Origin of the sequence: Rathayibacter tanaceti, from assembly GCF_009834165.1 — a bacterium.
GTDB lineage: Bacteria > Actinomycetota > Actinomycetes > Actinomycetales > Microbacteriaceae > Rathayibacter > Rathayibacter tanaceti.
This window is the reverse complement of the sequence record NZ_CP047186.1, coordinates 1,950,452-1,967,820: the sequence shown is the minus strand read 5'-3', so window position 1 is coordinate 1,967,820 and position 17,369 is coordinate 1,950,452. Positions and strand designations below refer to the sequence as shown.

Genomic DNA, 17,369 nt, shown 5'->3' with positions numbered 1-17,369 from the left:
GCGCGGGCGATGCCGGGACCGGCGTCGGTCGCGAGCCGGTCGGCGTAGCGGATGCGTGGGGTCGGCCTCGATCCTCGCGCCGCCGGTCGGGTCGCTGTCGCGATGCTCGCGAGCGTCCGAGGACAAGCCGATGACCGCCTCGGGCCCAGCAGCTCGCGTGCGGCGTCGACGGGAGGTCGTGCCGACCGAGGTGGGCGCCGCGCGACCGGGTGACACCCGAGGTGAGCCTCAGCCGGTGCGGAGCGTGCTGTCACCCCGATCGCCGACGACGACGCGGAGCCCGATCGGCAGCCGCTCGCGCATCGCGTCGACATGGCTGATCAGGCCGATCGTGCGGCCTCCGGTGCGGAGAGCGTCGAGCGTGCCCAGTGCGGTCTCGAGCGTCTCGGCATCGAGCGAGCCGAACCCCTCGTCGATGAACATCGTCTCGAGCGTGATACCGCCCGACTGCATGCTGACGACGTCGGCGAGGCCGAGGGCGAGGGCGAGGGAGGCGAGGAACGTCTCGCCGCCCGAGAGCGAGGCGGGCTGGCGGCGCACGCCGGTGAAGGCGTCGAGCACGTCGATGCCGAGACCGGAGGAGGCCCTGCGGTAGGCGAGCGAGTCGTCGTGGAGCAGGGTGTACCGGCCACTCGTCATCGTCTCGAGGCGGAGGTTCGCGGCGCCGACGATCTCCTCCAGGCGGCCCGCGAGGGCGAACGACTCGAGGTCCATGCGTCGGGTGTTCTGCCCGCGCCCGTCGACCGTCTCGGCGAGGGCGCGTAGCTCCTCGTAGCGGCGGAGGCGCCCCTCGAGCGAGCGCAGCCGGCGCGCGGCGACCGCCGCCAGCTCGGCCAGCCGGGCGGCGCGGTGCTCGAGCACCGAGAGCCGCGACCGCGCCTCGTCGCGCCGGGTGGAAGCCAGGCGTGCCGACTCCTCGAGTTCGGCGAGGTCGACGGGAGTGGCGGGCAGCTCCCGCAGCTCGGGCTCGGCGAGTACCGCGTCGACGGCGCTCCTGCGCCGCTCGTGCTCGGCGACGACGGCCTCGGCGCGGTCCCGCTCGCCGGCGGTGAGGGCGGCGTTCTCGGCAGCGGCGGAGTCGGCGAAGCCGCGCTCGGCCAGGACGGACGCGAGGTGCTCGCGTGCCTCGTCGGCCGCTGCCGTACGGGCGAGCAGGAGGGCCTCGGCCGCGACCAGAGCGTCGGCGACGCTGCGGCGCTCGGTCAGCTCGGCCACTCGAGCGGCGATGCTCGCCACTCCGTCGCGCTGGCTGTCGATCCTCTCGCGGAGGATCCGCAGCGCCTCCACGGCGATGGTCGCCTCTCGGGCCAGTCGGTCGTGCTCGGCGCGGGCTCTTTCGCGGAGCGCGGTCAGCTCGTCGGCGCGGCGGCGCAGGGCGCTGCGCTCGCTCCGGAGGAGCTCGCATCGGGAGGCCGCTGCGCGGGCCGCGGCGAGACGCCCGGTGGCCTCCTCGCGCGCCAGCGCGAGGGACTGCGACGTCTCGCCTCCGCTGCGCTCCTCGAGCGCCGCGACGACGAGGGCCGCGCTGCTCTCAGCGGCGCGAGCCCGGTCCATCGCGCCGGCCGCCCTGTCGACCGCGGCACGCGCCCGGTCGAGGTCGTCCGTGCTCACGGGGGCTGCCTCGCCGTGTTCCGCGGGGCGCGGGTGCTCGTGCGCACCGCAGACGGGACACGGTTCGCCCGGGACGAGCGAGCCCGCGAGTTCGCCCGCGAAGCCGACGAATCGGCGGGCGACGAGCCCGGCGTGCTCGGCGGCGAGCTCGCGGTGCCGACGGACGGCGTCGGCGTAGGAGGCGCGGAGCGCGGTGAGCGACGCGGCGGCGGACTCCCTCTCGGCAGCCGCCTCGATCCGGCCCTCGAGGGCGACGAGCTCCACCTCGCGGGAGGGGACGGTCGCGGCCACGGGGCTCAGCGACTCCTCCTCGGCGCCGATCGCCTCGAGTCGCTCGGGCAGCACCCGCAGCTCGCCGTCGAGCAGCTCCACAGCGGCCAGCGCCTCGCTGCGCGCCTGCTCCGCGTGCTCGGCCGCCTTCTCGGCCCCGGGGATCCGCCGCTCCTCGACGAGCGCCTCGGCCAGGGCCCCCAGCCGGCCGCCGAGAGCCTCCGACTCCCGGGTGGCCGAGTCGCCGTCGGCGCTCCCGCCGATGACCGAGCGGAACCGCTCTGCGGCTCGCTCCCGCGCCGCGCTCGCCGCGTCGGCGGCGTCTCGTGCGGAGGCGGACGCCCGCAGCACGGGCAGGACGCCCTCTGCCCTGCGGGCCTGCTCGAGGCGTTCGCGCTGCGTGACGACGACGACCTCGGCGACCGCGAGCTCCTCGCTCTCGCGGAGGGCGCGCGATCGCCGCTCCTGGGCCCGGCGGACGAGCACGGCGGCCTCGAGGGCGGCACGCGACCCGTCGTGCAGCGTATCGGCACGCTCGACCTCGGCCCGGGTCTCGGCCAGCCGTGGCTCGAGGGCCGCGACGAGGCTCGCGAACCAGGCGGCGTCGGGAGTCGCTGCCTCTTCTTCGACCTCGCCGAGACGGCGCGCTTCGTCGGCGAGGGCGGCGACCGCGGCCCGTTCCTCCTCGAGCCCGGCGGCGCTCTCGTGCAGCTGGTCGAGGAGGCGCCGACGCAGCAGCTCGTACCGCTCGGTCGCGAAGAGGGTGCGCAGCAGCCGCTGCCGATCGTCGTTCTTGGCGAGCAGGAATTCGTGGAAGCGGTTCTGCGCGAGCAGGATGACCTGGAGGAACTGGTCCTTCGTCAGGCCGACGATGCGGCCGATCTCGACGCCCGTCTCCTTCGCGCTCGACGAGATTCCGCTCCAGGCGCCGTCGACCCGCTCGAGGAGCGACACCTTCGCCGCCTGGCGCGTCGTGCCTCCGCCGCGCTTGGCGGGCCGCTCGTACTCGGGCGAGCGCCTGACCCGGTACAGCCGTCCAGCGACCTCGAAGTCGAGCTCGGCGAAGGTCTCGTCCTCGGGCGCACTGTGATCACTGCGGAGCCTCGCGGACGTGCCGTCGAAGCGGGGCACCGACCCGTAGAGGGCGAAGCCGATCGCGTCGAGGATCGTCGACTTGCCCGCTCCGGTGCGGCCCGCGATCAGGTAGATGCCGACGTCCTCCAGCCGGTCGAAGTCGATCTCCTGCCGGTCGCGGAACGGTCCGAGCCCGGCGAAGGAGAGGCGCCGGATCCTCACCGCAGAGCCTCGGCGTCGAGAGCGGCGAGAGCCTCGAGCACGATCTCGCGCTCGGCCTCGGAGGCGCCGCTGCCGCGCACATGGGAGAGGAAGTCGTCGACGATCTCGACGTCGCTGCGCCCGCGGATCCGCTCGGCGTAGGCGCTCGACGCGGCGGCCGGCGCACCCGGCGGCCGGTGCTCGAGGGCGACGCAGCCGGGGAACCGCGACTGGAGGAGCGCCATCGCGTCGAGCGGGCGGACCTCGTCGGTCAGCACGGCCGACACCCAGTCGTGCTCGATCGTGGCGAGCCCGGGGTCGGCCAGCAGCTCGTCGAGCCGCCCCTCGATCACGCTGAGCCGGCGGGGGACCGGCAGCGGTGACCAGCGCACCTCCTCGAGCCCGTCGGCCCCGAGCTCGACGAGCCAGCAGCCGCGGGGCTTCCCCGCCTCCCCGAACGAGTAGTGCAGCGGCGCCCCGGAGTATCGGACCCCCGGCCGCAGCTCGGCCCGCCCGTGCAGGTGGCCGAGCGCGGCGTAGTCGGCGTCGGCGAAGTGCTCGACCGAGACGTAGTCGAGGCCGCCGGCGGTGATGTCCCGCTCGAGCACCGCCGCCGGCGCGCCGACAGCGAAGCAGTGCGCGAGCACCACCCAGGGCCGGCCTGCGGCCTCGGCGGAGGCGCGCACTCGCCGCATCGCGAACGCGAGAACGTCCTCGTGGCGGCGCAACGGCTCCTCCGGGTGCCGGTGGCGGTAGAGAGCAGGCTCGAGGAAGGGGATGCCGTGGACGCCGACCTCGAGACCCGCTCGGTCGCGCAGGACGACCGGCTCGGCGTACGCCTCCGGGTCGGTCAGCACGTGCACCCCGGCCGAGCGCAGCAGACCGGCCTGGAAGCCCAACCTCGCGGGGGAGTCGTGGTTGCCGCTCGTCAGCACCACCTCGGCGCCGGCGGCGCGGATCGCCTCCAGCACGCGGGTCAGCAGCGTGTAATGCTCGGCCGCGGGCACGGCGGAGTCGAAGACGTCGCCCGCGACGAGCACCGCGTCGACGCGCTCGGAGCGCACCGTCTCGACCAGGGCCTCGAGCACCTCGCCGAGCGCGGCGACCGTCGAATGCCCGTGGAAGGTGCGGCCGATGTGCCAGTCGGAGGTGTGCAGCAGTCTCACGCTCGTCCTTCCTCTGGTCGGTCATGGGGATGCCTCCAGGCTAGTGAGCACCCCCGACACGCATCGACGCTCGGCGTGGCGCCCGGACACCTCCCGTTCACCGGCGGGTGCACAATAGGCGTCGGTCGAACAGAGGAGATGGTCGTGAAGCTGCCCCGCGTCCCCGCGACGATCCTCGGCCTCGGCTCGCGAACCCGAGCGGCCGCCGAGGACACGGCGCCGATCCAGCGGATCCTCCCCGAGGAGGAGCCCGCCCGCACCAGCACGGTCGACAACGCGATCTACCAGGACGGCCGCCGCGTCGTCTCGCCGGGCAGCATCCCGGAGGCGCTCGCCGCGCTGCAGGAGCTGCCCGACGCCATGGCCTGGATCGGCCTCTACCGACCGACCGCGGCCGAGCTCGCCGCACTCGAGGACGAGTTCTCGATGCACCCGCTCGCCCTCGAGGACGCGATCAGCGCGCATCAGCGGCCCAAGCTCGAGCGCTACGGCAGCGACATGTTCGTCGTGCTGCGCGCCGCCAGCTACTCCGACCAGCGCGAGGAGGTCGACTTCGGCGAGCTGCACCTGTTCGTCGGCCCCAACTTCGTCGTCACGGTCCGACACTCCGAGAAGCCCGACCTCTCGCTGGTTCGCCGGCGGATGGAGGCCGACCCGGACCTGCTGCGCATCGGCCCGGTCGCCGTGCTCTACGCGATCCTCGATGCCGTCGTCGATCAGTACTCGCCCGTGGTCGCGGGCCTCGAGAATGACATCGACGAGATCGAGGCGCAGGTCTTCGAGGGTGACCCCGCGGTGTCGCGCCGCATCTACGAGCTGAGCCAGGAGGTGCTCGACTTCCAGCGCGCGGTCGCCCCGCTGACCGGGATGCTGGGACGCCTCGTCACCGACTTCGAAGTGTTCCAGTCTGACGTGGAGCTGCGCCGCTACATCCGCGACGTCGCCGACCATGTCGCGGTCGTCACCGAGCGCGTCGACGGCTTCCGGACCACGCTGCGCGAGATCCTCGCCGTGAACGCCACCCTCGTCGCCCAGCGGCAGAACGAGGACATGAAGAAGCTGGCGGAGGTGGGCAACCAGCAGAACGACGAGGTCAAGCGGATCTCGGCGTGGGCGGCCATCTTTTTCGCGCCGACCATGATCTCGAGCATCTACGGCATGAACTTCGATGTGATGCCCGAGCTGCATGTGCCGTGGGGCTATCCGGCGGCGCTCGCCGCGATGGTCGCGTCCAGCGTGGTGCTGCACCGCCTGTTCCAGCGCTGGGGCTGGCTCTGAGACTCCGCGGTTGAGACGGCGCTCATGACCTGAGCGCTCGGCGCCCGAGCGCTCAGGTCGTGCGGGAGCCGTCCGAGTCCTCGTCCGGCTCGGCGACCTCCTCGCCGTCTGCGCCCGAGGCGTCTCCTGTCACGTGCAGGTCGGTGTCGCCCGGGATGCTGAAGTCCTCCAGCGGGTCGAGGGGCTTCTTGTCGTCGCTCATGCCAGCCACCCTAGGAGCGTCCGGCGAGCCGCTGCACCGCTGCGACGGGGATCGACAGCCACTCGGGGCGGTTGCGCGCCTCGTAGATCGCCTCGTAGATCGCTTTGTCGAGCTCGAACGCATCGAGGACGGCGCGGTGAGCGGTGACCGCGTCGCCGGCGCGCTCGGTGTACCCCTCGAGGAACGCGGTCCTGCTCGCGGCCGCCCAGTCCGCCCGGGAGGCGCCGGGAGCCGCCTGCTCGTGCGCCCCCGCAGCGTAGTCGAACGAGCGGAGCATGCCTGCGACGTCGCGCAGGGCGACGTCCGGCAGCCGCCGCTCGTGCATGGGCCGCAGCGGCTCGCCCTCGAAGTCGAGGAGCACCCAGCCGCGGTCCGGCACCGAGAGCACCTGGCCGAGGTGGTAGTCGCCGTGGATCCGCTGCAGCCTCGGCCACGGCGCGCTCTCAGCGGCGCGGAACACCGCGTCGATCGCCTCCGCGTCCTGGGCGACGACGGGCACCTCCGCGGAGGCGATCCGCAGCCTGCGCCGCATGGTCGCGATCATCCGTTCGACGACCTCGGGCGTGGTGTCTTCGGTGGGCATGACGTCGGCGAGGGTGGCGTGAACCTCGGCGGTGGCGCGGCCGAGAGCCCGTGCGGGGCCGGTGAAGTCGGAGTCGGCGGCGACGGCCTCCAGGGCGACGCGCCAGGCGTCCTGCACGTCGGGGAGGAACTCCTGGGCGAAGGCGAGGTGCCCGAATGCTCGTCCGCTCGGTTCGCCCCGGTCATCCCACTCGCCGGTGACGTTCCCGATCACGGGCGGCACGAGCGCGCTGCCGGCCGCGTTCAGGGCCGACTGGACGGTCACGTCCGGGTTGTCGCCGTGGTGCAGCGCGCGGAACACCTTGACGATGACGGGGGTGCCGGCCGACCCGTCCTCCGCGAGGGTCTGCACGATCACGGAGGTGTTCGACTGTTCGCCGCTGAGCACCCGCGAGGAGGCGAAGGCACCGATGACGGCTCCGGCCTGCCGGTAGCCCTCGGCTCGCGCGCCGCCCTCTGCGCCGTCGGCGTCGGAGCGGCCGGAGTCGGCGATCATCCCGAGCAGGGCCCGGGCGAAGAAGGGGTCGCGCGGGGCGTCGTACACCCAGCGCTCGCCGTCGGAGTAGACCAGCGCGTCCTCGAGTCCGGCGACCGGCCCGGGGTGCACGGTCACCGGCACCTGGTAGAGCACCGGACTCGTGCCCGCGCGGTCGATGATGAGATGGTCCACCACCTCGCCGCCCTCCGGCCGCAGCGACCAGGCGCCGCGGACCTCCAGCTCGGGGCGCCGCCCCTTGCTCGCGTACCACCTCTGGTCAGCCACCCATGCGGCGATCCGGTCGATCGACAGGCCTGCGCTCATGCTCTTCCCTCCGTCGGCACCCCGAACCCTACGCGCCGCGGACGACCCGCGAGGGGGCTTGCGGTCCACCGCAGCCGGCGCGTCCCGCTGGAGTGCGAGCGCGAGTGGGCGTCGAACGGGGCCTGCCGACATTGGGGAGCCCGTTCCGCGTCGATTCGCGGGCCGGCCCACGTGAGAGACCCGCGCTCAGGCCAGCCCGAGCACGTCCAGCGTCCAGGCGTACTCGAACGCGACCTCCCGCCAGCGCTCGTAGCGCCCGCTGACTCCGCCGTGTCCGGCCGACATCTCGGTGCGCAGCAGCGCCGGAGCGCCGACCTCGCGCAGCCGTGCCACCCACTTGGCCGGCTCGACGTAGAGAACGCGCGTGTCGTTGAGGCTGGTCGTCGCGAGGATCCGCGGGTAGCGCACCCCCTCCCGCACGTTCTCGTAGGGCGAGTACGACTTCATGTAGGCGTACACCTCGGCGTCGTGCAGCGGGTCGCCCCACTCGTCCCACTCGATGACGGTCAGCGGCAGCGACGGGTCGAGGATCGACGTCAGTGCGTCCACGAACGGCACCTGCGCGAGGATCCCGGCGAACGACTCCGGGGCGAGGTTCGCGACCGCGCCCATCAGCAGGCCGCCGGCCGAGCCGCCCTGCGCGACCAGCCGCTCCGGAGTGGTGAAGCCCGCGTCGACGAGGTGCTGGGCGGCGTCGACGAAGTCGGTGAAGGTGGTGCGCTTGTGCAGGGTCCTGCCGCTCTCGTACCACGAGCGGCCCATCTCGCCGCCGCCGCGCACGTGCGCGATGGCGAAGACGACTCCGCGGTCGAGCAGCGAGAGGCGGGGGATCGAGAAGCCCGGATCGATGCTCGCCTCGTACGAGCCGTAGCCGTAGAGCAGGACGGGAGCCGGGGCCGAGTCGGGATCGGCGGCGTCGCGGCGCCAGACCAGCGACAGCGGGATCCGCGTGCCGTCCTGCGCGGTCGCCCACTCCCTCCGCTGCACGTAGCGCTCCGGGTCGTAATCGCCCAGTACCGGCTGCTGCTTGAGCACGGTCCGCTCGCCTGACGCGACGTCGAGCGCGAGCACCGTCGACGGGGTGACGAACGAGGTGTAGGCCAGGCGGAGCGACGTCTGCTCCCACTCGGGGTTGCCGGCGAGACCGGCGTCGTAGAGGGGCTCGTCGAAGAGGATCTCGTCGAGGCGCGACTGCGCGCCTCCCTCGCGGAGGAGCCCGAGGCGCGTCGCTCCCTCCCAGCGGTACGAGACCACGACGTGCCCGGCGAAGGCGTCGACCCCCTCGATGCGACGGCCCTCTCGGTGGGGGACGACCACGCGCCGCTCGCGGGCCCGCTCGGTGGCGTCGAGGGAGAGGTCGGCCGGCTCCTCGACGATCTCGAAGTCGAGTGCTCCGTCGTTGTGCACGATGAGGAGGCGGTCGCGCCCGTCGAGAACGGCGTGCTCGACCTCGTACTCGACGCCCTCCCGCCGCGGCCAGACGGAGCGGAAGTCGCCGGTCGGATCCGACGCGTCCAGCAGCAGGCACTCGCTGGTGATCTTGCTGCCGATCTCGATGACGAGGAAGCGCCGGCTTCGGGTGAGCCCGATCCCGATCCAGTAGCGCTCGTCCGGCTCCGCGAAGACGACCTCGTCGGCGGTGGAGTCGGTGCCGACCGCGTGCCGCCAGACGGTGTCGGGTCGCCACGACTCGTCGACCGTGGGATAGAAGACGTAGCGCTCGTCGGCGCCGAAGGTGGCGCCGCCCCCCGTGCCCTCGATCACGTCCGGCAGATCCTCGCCGGTCGACAGATCGCGGATGCGCAGGGTGTAGCGCTCGTCGCCCTCGACGTCGGTGCCGTAGAGCAGGTAGCGGCCGTCCGCCGAGAGGTCGAAGCTGCCGAGCGAGAAGAAGTCGTGCCCGTCCGCCTCCGCATTGCCGTCGAGGACGACCTGCTCGCCGTCGAGCACGGCGCCGTCGGCGATCGAGGGTGGCGTCCAGTCGTCCGGTCCGCTGATCGGGGCCCGGCAGTGTACCGCGTACTGGCGGCCCTCGTAGGAGCGCGAGAAGTACCACCACGCGCCCTCGCGGACGGGGACCGACAGGTCGGTCTCCTTCGTCCGCGACCGGATCTCCTCGAACAGGGTCTCGCGTAGCGGCGCGAGCGGGGCGAGCACCGCCTCGGTGTAGGCGTTCTCGGCCTCGAGGTGTGCGATCACCTCGGGACTCTCCTTCTGCCGCAGCCACTCGTACTGGTCGACGACCAGGTCGCCGTGGTGGCGGCGCTCGAGGGGGACGCGGCGGGCGACAGGGGCAACGGGCGCAGTCATCCCGCCAGCCTAGAGCGAGCCGCCCGGCCCCGCCCCGGGTCCCCGCGACGCACCGGTCGTGTCCACAATGGAGCATGGTCAGCGGTGTGCAGAACGAGTCGGCGGCGTCTTCGACGGGCGGTGCGCGGCGTGTGCAGACCGAGGTCGAGCGCACCTACGACGTGGACGCCGAGACGCGGCTCCCCGACCTGCTCGGCGCCGGCCCCGTCGCCTCCGTCCTGCCAGAAGAGCCGGTGACCCTCCGTGCCGACTACTTCGACACTGCCGAGCGCGCCCTCTCGCGTGGTCGCATCACCCTCCGCCGCCGCGAGGGCGGCGCCGACCAGGGCTGGCACGTGAAGCTCCCCGGGTCCTCGGGGCGCACCGAGATCCATGCTCCGCTGACCGAGACGCGGACGGTGCCCGCCGGTGTCCGCGAGCCCGTCCTCGGCTACGTCGGGCGCGCACCGCTCGAACCGCTGGCGCTGCTCGAGACGGTCCGCTCGATCACCCGCGTGCGCGATGCCGAGGGGCGGGAGCTCGCCGAGATCGCCGACGACCTCGTGATCGCCCGCGACCAGCGCACCGGCCGCGAGCGGCGCTGGCGCGAGTGGGAGGTCGAGCTGGTCGATGCCGCGGGGGAGGAGGGCGAGGCCCTTCTGGACGCGATCGAGCAGTACCTGTTCGCGGCCGGTGCCCGCCCCGCCGTGACTGCGTCGAAGCTGGCCAGGGCTACCGGTGGCCCGATCGACGAGACGGCACCGGAGCCGCGCACCGGCGGCCAAGCGGCGCTCGCCGCGATCCGCGGCCTCCTGCGCGAGTTGCGCGCGGTCGACCCCCGGGTGCGCCTCGAGGCCGACGACGCCCTGCACCGGATGCGGGTGCTCACCCGCCGGCTCCGCAGCGTGCTCGCCGCGTCGCGCTCCGTCCTCGACCGGGCCGCGACGGATCCAGTGCGGAGCGAGCTGCGCTGGCTGGCCGGCGTGCTCGGTGCCGCCCGCGATCAGGAGGTGCTCGGCGCCCGGCTGCGTGCAGCGGTCGCCGCGGTCGAGGGTGCCCCGAGCGCCCCCTCTGCTCTGCACCACGAGATCGAGCGGAGGCATGCGGCGGCGCTGCGTCGCGTCGCGCGCACCCTCCGCGGCGGCCGCTACCTGGCGCTCCTCGCCTCGCTCGACTCCCTGCTCGCCGATCCTCCGCTCACCGCAGCGGCGCCGTCCGGCCCTCGGGCGCTCGTCCGCCGCTCGGTCGCGAAGGAGCTCTCGCGCATCGCGCGGGCGCGGGCCGCGGTCGACGGCGGTTCCGTCGAGGCGCGGCACGACCTCCGCAGGGCGGCCAAGCGACTCCGCTACACCGTCGAGGCCTGGCGGATCGTCGTGCCCGCCGCGGTCGGGCCGCGCCGTCGCTCGCTCGCCCAGGCGGCCGAGGACCTCGCCGATGCGCTGGGGGAGGAGCGCGATGCCCGGGCGCTGCGCGAGCTGCTCCTGGGCGACGTCGACCGCAGCGGCGAAGGCGCCTTCGCGCTCGGCGTCGTCTCGGCCGAGCAGAGGCACCGCGCCCGCCGGGCCGCAGCGTCGGCGACGAAGGCACTAGCGCGTCTGGAGTCGCTGTCAAGCTGACCGACCGGTCTCACACACTGAATCCACGGCGGATAATGTGAATCATGCCTTCTGTCCGTGCTCTTCCGTCATCGCTCTTGCGCCCGCGGCACTTCGACCGCGACGACGTCGTGGTGCACGCCGGCCTGTTCTCGCTGGTGAACTCGAGCACGACACCGCGCGCGGCCTGGACCGAGGACCTGATCGCCATCGGCGACGTGCTCGACACAGCCGAGTTCCCCTATCGCCTCATCCGCGGCAGTGACGGTTCGCCGTTCCTCGCCGTCGACCGCGTCCTCGGCGCCGAACTCGCGACTCTGCTCGCGCGCGCCTTCGCGACCGAGCCCTTCTACGCCAAGACGGTCGACAAGCGGGGCACTCCGCCGCAGCTGCTGGCCGAGGGCGTGCTGGCGCCCTACCCCCGCGCCTCCGTGTTCAAGCTCTTCCGCCCGCGGGTGTCCTCGTCAGGATCCCTCCGCTACGGCGCGCGCAGCGGCGTGCGGCTGGAGCTGTGGAAGGTGGGCGAGGACGAGATCTTCACTCCGGCCGAGAACGCGCTGATGCGCAACAGCCTCCCCGTGACCGAGGCGATCGACGCCCACGTCGAGGCGTACGGACGGACCTGGCCGACCTTCGAGGGGATGTTCGAGCCGCTGGTCAGCGACATCCGCTTCGACGTCGACATCGTGTTCTCGTGGGTCGACGGCACCGATCTCGAGTTCCAGCGGGCCCGGGCCGCGCGGATGGCGAGCTACGTCGTCGGCGAAGGCGACGACGCCCCGGCACGGTTCCGCCAGATCGACGAGCTCAAGTACGCCCTGCGCAGCGTGTACATGTACGCGCCCTGGATCCGCCACATCTACATCGTCACCGACTCCCCGCGGCCGCGCTGGCTCGACGAGCACCCCGACGTGACTCTGGTGCGCAGCGAGGACCACTTCCGCGACCTCTCCGTGCTGCCGACCCACAACTCGCACGCCGTCGAGAGCCAGCTGCACCGGATCCCGGGTCTCGCCGAGCACTTCCTCTACTCCAACGACGACATGTTCTTCGGCCGCCCGGTCGACCCGTCGATCTTCTTCTCGCCCGGAGGCATCACCAAGTTCATCGAGGCGACCACGCGGATCGGCATGGGCGACTCCAACGCGACGCGCAGCGGCTTCGAGAACGCGGCCCGCGTCAACCGGCGCCTGCTCCGCGAGCGGTTCGGCGCGATGACGACCCGCCACCTCGAGCACGCCGCCACCCCGCTGCGCAAGAGCGTGATGGCCGAGCTCGAGGCCGAGTTCGAGCCCGAGTTCACCGCGACCGCGGCGAGCCGCTTCCGCTCGGCGGGCGATGTCTCGGTCACCAACTCGCTCTACCACTACTACGCGCTGATGACCGGGCGCGCGGTCGTGCAGGAGAACGCGGCCGTCAAGTACGTCGACACGACGATGCACCAGGGACTGAAGGACATGCGCAAGCTCCTGAAGAACCGCGGAGTCGACTTCTTCTGCCTCAACGACGGCAGCTTCCCCGAGATCTCGGCGGAGGCGCGCACGAGGGCCGTCATCGGTTTCCTTGAGGAGTACTACCCGATCCCGGCCCCCTGGGAGCGCGAAGACTGAGCAGCGGCCGGGCGATCGGGGGAGCCGTTCTCGGGCTGCTGCTCGGCCCGGCCGGCTCCCTCGTGTTCGTCGGAGTCGGAACGGCCGTCGCTCTCGCGGCGGCCCCGGGCTTCGCGGGTTTCCTGTTTTCGCGCGATCGGGACGGCCGCCGCTGACGCCGGCCGTCTGACCTGCTCCGTCTCGGTGCTGTGCGGGGCCCGATCGATGTGCAGGATCGGCTGGACGCCCCTGAGCGCCGAGTCTCGTGCGCGCTGACGTCCCTAAGCGCTGACGTCCCTAAGCGCTGACGCCCCTAAGCGCTGACGCCCACCGGCTCCACGACCGGCGGGTACAGCGCCTCATCGCGCTCGAGCGGAGCCGTCGGCGCCGGAGCGATCTCGACGCCGTGATCCGCGAGGATCCGCTGCGTCTCGTTCGCCGAGACGTACGACACCTCGGAGGAGGCGCCGACCGGCACCACCGAATGCAGCACTGTGCCCTCGTAGACGTGGATCAGGTTGAAGGCCTGCGCTCCGTTCCTGGCGCGGGTGCCGCCGACCGGCACGTTCAGGTCCTGCGTGTAGCAGGTGGCCGACGCGACCGAGACGGGGATGCCCGCGAACATGGCGGTCGAGGAGTAGTGCAGGTGCCCCGCGATGATGCTGCGGACGTCCGATCCCTCGAGTACCTCGGCCAGAGCCGACTGGTCGCGCAGCTCGACGAGCACCGAGAGGTCGAGCACGCTGGGGACCGGCGGATGGTGCATCGCCAGGATCGTGCCGTGCGGGGCCGGGCTCGCCAGCTCCTCCGCCAGCCAGTCGAGCTGAGCGCCCGAGATCTCCCCGTAGTGCGCGCCGGGGACGGTCGAGTCGAGCGCGATGACGCGCAGGCCGTTGACGTCGTGCACACGGTCCACCGGCTGCGTGGTGGGCAGCTGATCGAGGAGCCCGGCGCGGAACGCCCCGCGGTCGTCGTGGTTGCCCATCACCCAGATCACCTCGGCGCCGAGGCGGGCGGCGGCCGGCTCGACGACTGCGCGGAGCTTCGCGTACGCCTCCGGCTCGCCCTTGTCGGCCAGGTCTCCCGTGATGACGATCGCCTCCGGTCGGCCGCCCGATTCCTCGAGCTCGTCGAACAGCAGACGCAGTTGCGCCTCGCTGTCGACGTCGGAGCCGTAGAGACCGCCGTCGCCGGCGATGAAGTGGGTGTCGCTGAGGTGCAGGACGAAGTGGTGGGGCCGGGGGTACTCGGCCTGACGGAGGGACATGATCCTCGGGTTCCGCGATCGGTGGGGCCGGGTGGGGACCCGGCGTCGGCATGTGCGCACTGTCTCAGCGGAGGCGGCCCCGCTGCGAATCAGTCCATCATTGCGGGGTGAACGCACGGCCAACACAGACTGGCGCGTGATCGAACGGTTCTCCCAGCTTGCTCGGCGCTGCTCTCAGAGTCGGACGAGCAGCCGGGCGTAGAAGTCGATGGCCCGCTCGAACTGGTCGACCTCGATCGACTCGTCCGCCCCGTGGATCCCGAGCTGCTGCCGCGGGCTGATCTCGAAGGGGATGAAGCGGTAGACGCCATCGCTGATCGCATGGAAGTGGCGGGCGTCGCTTCCGCCCGTCTGCACGTACGGCGCGACGATCGCGTCGGGGAACGACTCCTGGACGACCTGGCGCAGGACGTCGTACGGCCCGCCGTCCCCTGGCTCGCCGGTGGGCGAGACGGGCGAGGGCTCGTGCGCCACCCTGACCGCGACCTCGACCTCGGGATCGTCGATGACGGCCCGGACGCGCTCGACCACTCCCGCGACGGTGCCGCCGGGGTTGATCCGCACGTTGGCGGTGGCGCTCGCACTGGAGGCGAGGACGTTCGCGCCGGTGCTGCCGCGCAGCTCGGTGATCGCGACGGTGGTGCGCAGCATCGCCGCCGAACGGTTGGAGTGGGCGGCGAGGGCGCCGATGACGGCGTCCGGGTGCTCGTGGGGGTGGGCGTACCAGACGGCGTGGGCCGCGTCCGCGTGGTCCGCGGCGGCCCGAACGAGCTCGGCGATGGGCTCGGGGAGGGTCGAGGGGAACGGGTTCTCGGTGAGCCGGTGGATCGCGCGGGCGAGGCGCTGGGTGGCCAGGAGCCCGGGAGGCGGCGGCGGTGCGGACGCGTGGCCCCCGACGTCGCGGCAGGTCAGCTCGAGGTTCATGATGCCGCGCTCGGTCACGCCGATCACCGCGAGGGGGGTCGTGACCCCCGGCAGGATCCCGCGCCGGACGTTCCCGCCCTCGTCGAGCACGAACCGCGGTCGGACGCCCCGGGCCGCCAGGAGGGCGACCACCGAGGGTGCGCCGTCGCCGGCGGTCTCCTCGTTGTGGGTCGAGAGGAGGTAGACGTCGTGCCGGGGCCGCTCACCGCGCAGCACCGCGGCCTCGACGGCCTCGAGCAGCGCGACCAGGGAACCCTTGTCGTCCAGCGTTCCGCGGCCGACCACGGACGTGCGGCCGTCCGCGCCGACCACAGTGGCGGCCGCGAACGGCTCGCTCGACCACTCCGACGGCGTGACGCTGACCACGTCGTAGTGCGCCATCAGCACGGCGGGCTCTCCCGGCTCCTCGCCGCGCCAGTGCCAGAGCAGCGAGTGCCCGGCGACGCTCTCGAACTCCAGAGCCTCGTGCAGCGCCGGGTAGAGCTCGGCGACGAGCCGGCGGAACTCGTCGAAGCGGCGCCACTCGGTGACCGTCTCGTCGGAGTGGGAGACGGTGTCGACGCGCAGCAGGGCCTGGAAGCGCTCGAGCGCGGTCGTCGTCACCGGGCTAGCCTACGACGGCGGTGCCGGCCCCCGGTCCGCGGGAGCGGAGGTGCGCGATGGGACTGCCCGAGGTGTGCGTCGTCTACGTCCTCCGCGAGGGTCCGCGGGGCACGGAGGTGCTGCTCGGCCGGAAGCGCCGCGGCCTCGGCGAGGGCCGCGTGGTCGCCCCCGGCGGCAAGCTCGAGCCGGGGGAGTCGCCGGTCGACGCTGCCGTCCGCGAGCTGCACGAGGAGTCAGGGCTCGTCGCCCGCGCGGCCGACCTGGAGCCGCGCGGCGTGCTCGACTACTCCTTCCCCCACCGGCCGGCGTGGAGTCAGCGCTCGCACGTCTTCCTCTGCCGCCGCTTCGACGGCCGGGTGACGGAGTCGAGCGAGCTCGCGGCCGACTTCATCGCCGTCGAACAGGTGCCGTTCGAGCGGATGTGGGACGACGCCCGCCTCTGGCTGCCTGACGTGCTGCGAGGCGGGGGGCCGGTGCGCCTCCGGGTCGAGTTCGGCGCCGACCTCGCGAGCGTGGCCTCCTGGAGCCCGGCGACCGCTCAGACGAACGTGCCTGCGACGAGCAGCGCCAGGAGCGAGATCACCGAGGCGATCGAGAGCGTCAGCGAGTAGGCCGTGAGCGTTCCGCGGACGGTGAGCCCGAGCACGGACTTGAACAGCCAGAACGCGTTGGCGTTGACCATGCCGAGGAAGAGCGCGCCGGAACCGGCGGCCAGCGCGATCAGCGCCGGGTTGACGTCGAGCACAGGGATGAGCGGGGCGACGATGCCCACTGCGGTGATCGCGGCCGTCGAGACGGAGCCGATCGCCGCATGCAGCACGGCGGCGACGACCCAGGTGAGCAGGATCGGCGAGAGGGCGCGCCCGTCGAACGCCCCGGCGAGCGCATCGCCGACCCCGGTGCCTCCGACCACCGCGGCGAGGCTGCCGCTCACTCCGGTCAGGACGACGATCGGACCGCTGCGCGTCAGCGCTGCGCCGAGCGCCGTCGCCACGGCGCCCTTCGGGAGCGCCACGAGCGCTGTCGCGTAGGCCAGCACCAGGCCTGCCAGCAGTGCGATGTGGGCGTCGCCGAGGAACCGCAGGAGCGGGACGTCGAGCTCGGCCAGCTGGGTGAGCGAGTTCGCGGCGATCAGCACGATGGTGAGGGCGATCGGAGCGACGGCCAGCGCGAGCGGGACCCGCCGCGTCGCGACCGCCGCGCCTCCGGAGACCACGCGCGTCCCGTCCGCCTCGTGCTCGGGAGACGGCCCTGAGACGGCCCCGCCCTCGAGATCGCGCTCGTCCCGCCAGCCGCCGCGCTTCACCAGGGCGCTGTACACCAGCACGGTCAGCACGATGGTGACGATGCCCAGCGGCGCGCCGACGGCGACCATCGACGGCAGGGGAGCGCCCGCGATGCCCGCCGTGGCCAGCGCCGCGGCACCGGGGACGACGAACACCACGCCCACGATCATCCCGACGATGGAGGAGCCGGCCAGCAGGCCGTACCCTCCGGCGCCGAGCCCCCGCGAGGCCAGGCGGGTCAGCGGTGCGCTCATCACGACGAGCACGTCGGAGTAGATCGAGGGGAAGGCGACACCGAGGGTCAGCGCGTACGCGAGAGGGAGCGCGCGGCGGCCGAAGCGCGCCACGAGCCAGCGGGCGAGCAGCGGAGCGACGCCCAGCGCCTCCAGGAGCGACCCGAGCAGCAGGCCGAGCGCGATCAGCAGGCCGATGTCGCCGAGGACCGCGCCGAAGCCGGACGTCATCGCCGTCACCGTCCCCTCGCCGCCCTGCCCCGAGACGAGGCCGAGCCCGAGAGCCGAGACGAGCAGGGCGATCACCGGCTCGACCTTCAGGACGACGACCAGGACCACGACGGCCACGATCGTGAGCAGGATGAGGAGCACGGGCCAGTAGTCGATCATGGGCTGT

The 17,369-nt window shown here is 72.9% G+C and carries 12 protein-coding genes; 4 read left to right on the top strand and 8 right to left on the bottom strand.

Annotation, left to right across the window (positions count from 1 at the left end):
* Positions 1-228: 228 nt before the first annotated feature.
* Positions 229-3,177 carry an AAA family ATPase gene (locus GSU10_RS09255; protein WP_132504130.1) on the bottom strand — a complete coding sequence of 983 codons (2,949 nt, stop codon included), beginning with the start codon at positions 3,175-3,177 and terminating at the stop codon, positions 229-231.
* On the bottom strand, positions 3,174-4,322 hold the full coding sequence (locus tag GSU10_RS09250; protein WP_132504132.1) for an exonuclease SbcCD subunit D: 1,149 nt from the start codon (positions 4,320-4,322) through the stop codon (positions 3,174-3,176). The genes GSU10_RS09255 and GSU10_RS09250 overlap by 4 nt, the downstream gene beginning before the upstream one ends.
* A 138-nt stretch (positions 4,323-4,460) precedes the next feature.
* On the opposite strand from GSU10_RS09250, the gene GSU10_RS09245 reads away from it, so the two are divergent.
* On the top strand, positions 4,461-5,600 hold the full coding sequence (locus tag GSU10_RS09245) for a magnesium and cobalt transport protein CorA (RefSeq protein WP_082845247.1): 1,140 nt from the start codon (positions 4,461-4,463) through the stop codon (positions 5,598-5,600).
* A 52-nt stretch (positions 5,601-5,652) separates the two neighbouring features.
* Here GSU10_RS09245 and GSU10_RS09240 read toward each other — a convergent pair whose 3' ends face one another.
* The 3 genes from GSU10_RS09240 to GSU10_RS09230 form a co-directional block, all read right to left on the bottom strand.
* Positions 5,653-5,802: a hypothetical protein gene (locus GSU10_RS09240; RefSeq protein WP_158286060.1), complete on the bottom strand. Its 150-nt coding sequence runs from the start codon at positions 5,800-5,802 to the stop codon at positions 5,653-5,655.
* A gap of 10 nt (positions 5,803-5,812) precedes the next feature.
* Positions 5,813-7,186, bottom strand: a complete 1,374-nt coding sequence (locus GSU10_RS09235) for a maltokinase N-terminal cap-like domain-containing protein (protein ID WP_132504134.1) — start codon at positions 7,184-7,186, stop codon at positions 5,813-5,815.
* A gap of 186 nt (positions 7,187-7,372) precedes the next feature.
* Positions 7,373-9,496 carry a S9 family peptidase gene (locus tag GSU10_RS09230; protein WP_068212530.1) on the bottom strand — a complete coding sequence of 708 codons (2,124 nt, stop codon included), beginning with the start codon at positions 9,494-9,496 and terminating at the stop codon, positions 7,373-7,375.
* A 74-nt stretch (positions 9,497-9,570) separates the two neighbouring features.
* Here GSU10_RS09230 and GSU10_RS09225 point away from each other — a divergent pair, with 74 nt between their 5' ends.
* Entirely contained in the window at positions 9,571-11,091 is a 1,521-nt protein-coding gene (locus GSU10_RS09225) for a CYTH and CHAD domain-containing protein (RefSeq protein ID WP_132504136.1), read from the top strand.
* Between the two features lie 44 nt (positions 11,092-11,135).
* Positions 11,136-12,680: a stealth family protein gene (locus GSU10_RS09220; RefSeq protein ID WP_068210025.1), complete on the top strand. Its 1,545-nt coding sequence runs from the start codon at positions 11,136-11,138 to the stop codon at positions 12,678-12,680.
* 292 nt (positions 12,681-12,972) lie between these two features.
* Here the strand turns inward: GSU10_RS09220 and GSU10_RS09215 are convergent, their stop codons facing one another.
* Complete coding sequence (locus GSU10_RS09215) at positions 12,973-13,926, bottom strand: phosphodiesterase (RefSeq protein WP_068210029.1); 954 nt, start codon at positions 13,924-13,926, stop codon at positions 12,973-12,975.
* 174 nt (positions 13,927-14,100) lie between these two features.
* On the bottom strand, positions 14,101-15,453 hold the full coding sequence (locus GSU10_RS09210; protein WP_068210032.1) for a M20/M25/M40 family metallo-hydrolase: 1,353 nt from the start codon (positions 15,451-15,453) through the stop codon (positions 14,101-14,103).
* A gap of 56 nt (positions 15,454-15,509) precedes the next feature.
* Between GSU10_RS09210 and GSU10_RS09205 the strand changes: the two genes are divergently transcribed.
* Entirely contained in the window at positions 15,510-16,064 is a 555-nt protein-coding gene (locus GSU10_RS09205; RefSeq protein ID WP_068210035.1) for an 8-oxo-dGTP diphosphatase, read from the top strand.
* Here GSU10_RS09205 and GSU10_RS09200 read toward each other — a convergent pair.
* A complete protein-coding gene (locus GSU10_RS09200; protein ID WP_068210038.1) occupies positions 15,992-17,362 on the bottom strand; it encodes a GntP family permease in 1,371 nt (456 codons plus the stop codon). The genes GSU10_RS09205 and GSU10_RS09200 overlap by 73 nt on opposite strands.
* Between the last annotated feature and the right edge of the window lie 7 nt (positions 17,363-17,369).

What these genes read in the sequence shown, in the direction of transcription:
- GSU10_RS09205 (WP_068210035.1), top strand. Translation starts at nt 15,510, where the DNA reads ATGGGACTGCCCGAGGTGTGCGTCGTCTACGTCCTCCGCGAGGGTCCG.
- GSU10_RS09230 (WP_068212530.1), bottom strand. Translation starts at nt 9,496, where the DNA reads ATGACTGCGCCCGTTGCCCCTGTCGCCCGCCGCGTCCCCCTCGAGCGC.
- GSU10_RS09215 (WP_068210029.1), bottom strand. Translation starts at nt 13,926, where the DNA reads ATGTCCCTCCGTCAGGCCGAGTACCCCCGGCCCCACCACTTCGTCCTG.
- GSU10_RS09240 (WP_158286060.1), bottom strand. Translation starts at nt 5,802, where the DNA reads ATGAGCGACGACAAGAAGCCCCTCGACCCGCTGGAGGACTTCAGCATC.
- GSU10_RS09200 (WP_068210038.1), bottom strand. Translation starts at nt 17,362, where the DNA reads ATGATCGACTACTGGCCCGTGCTCCTCATCCTGCTCACGATCGTGGCC.
- GSU10_RS09225 (WP_132504136.1), top strand. Translation starts at nt 9,571, where the DNA reads ATGGTCAGCGGTGTGCAGAACGAGTCGGCGGCGTCTTCGACGGGCGGT.
- GSU10_RS09245 (WP_082845247.1), top strand. Translation starts at nt 4,461, where the DNA reads ATGGTCGTGAAGCTGCCCCGCGTCCCCGCGACGATCCTCGGCCTCGGC.
- GSU10_RS09220 (WP_068210025.1), top strand. Translation starts at nt 11,136, where the DNA reads ATGCCTTCTGTCCGTGCTCTTCCGTCATCGCTCTTGCGCCCGCGGCAC.
- GSU10_RS09235 (WP_132504134.1), bottom strand. Translation starts at nt 7,186, where the DNA reads ATGAGCGCAGGCCTGTCGATCGACCGGATCGCCGCATGGGTGGCTGAC.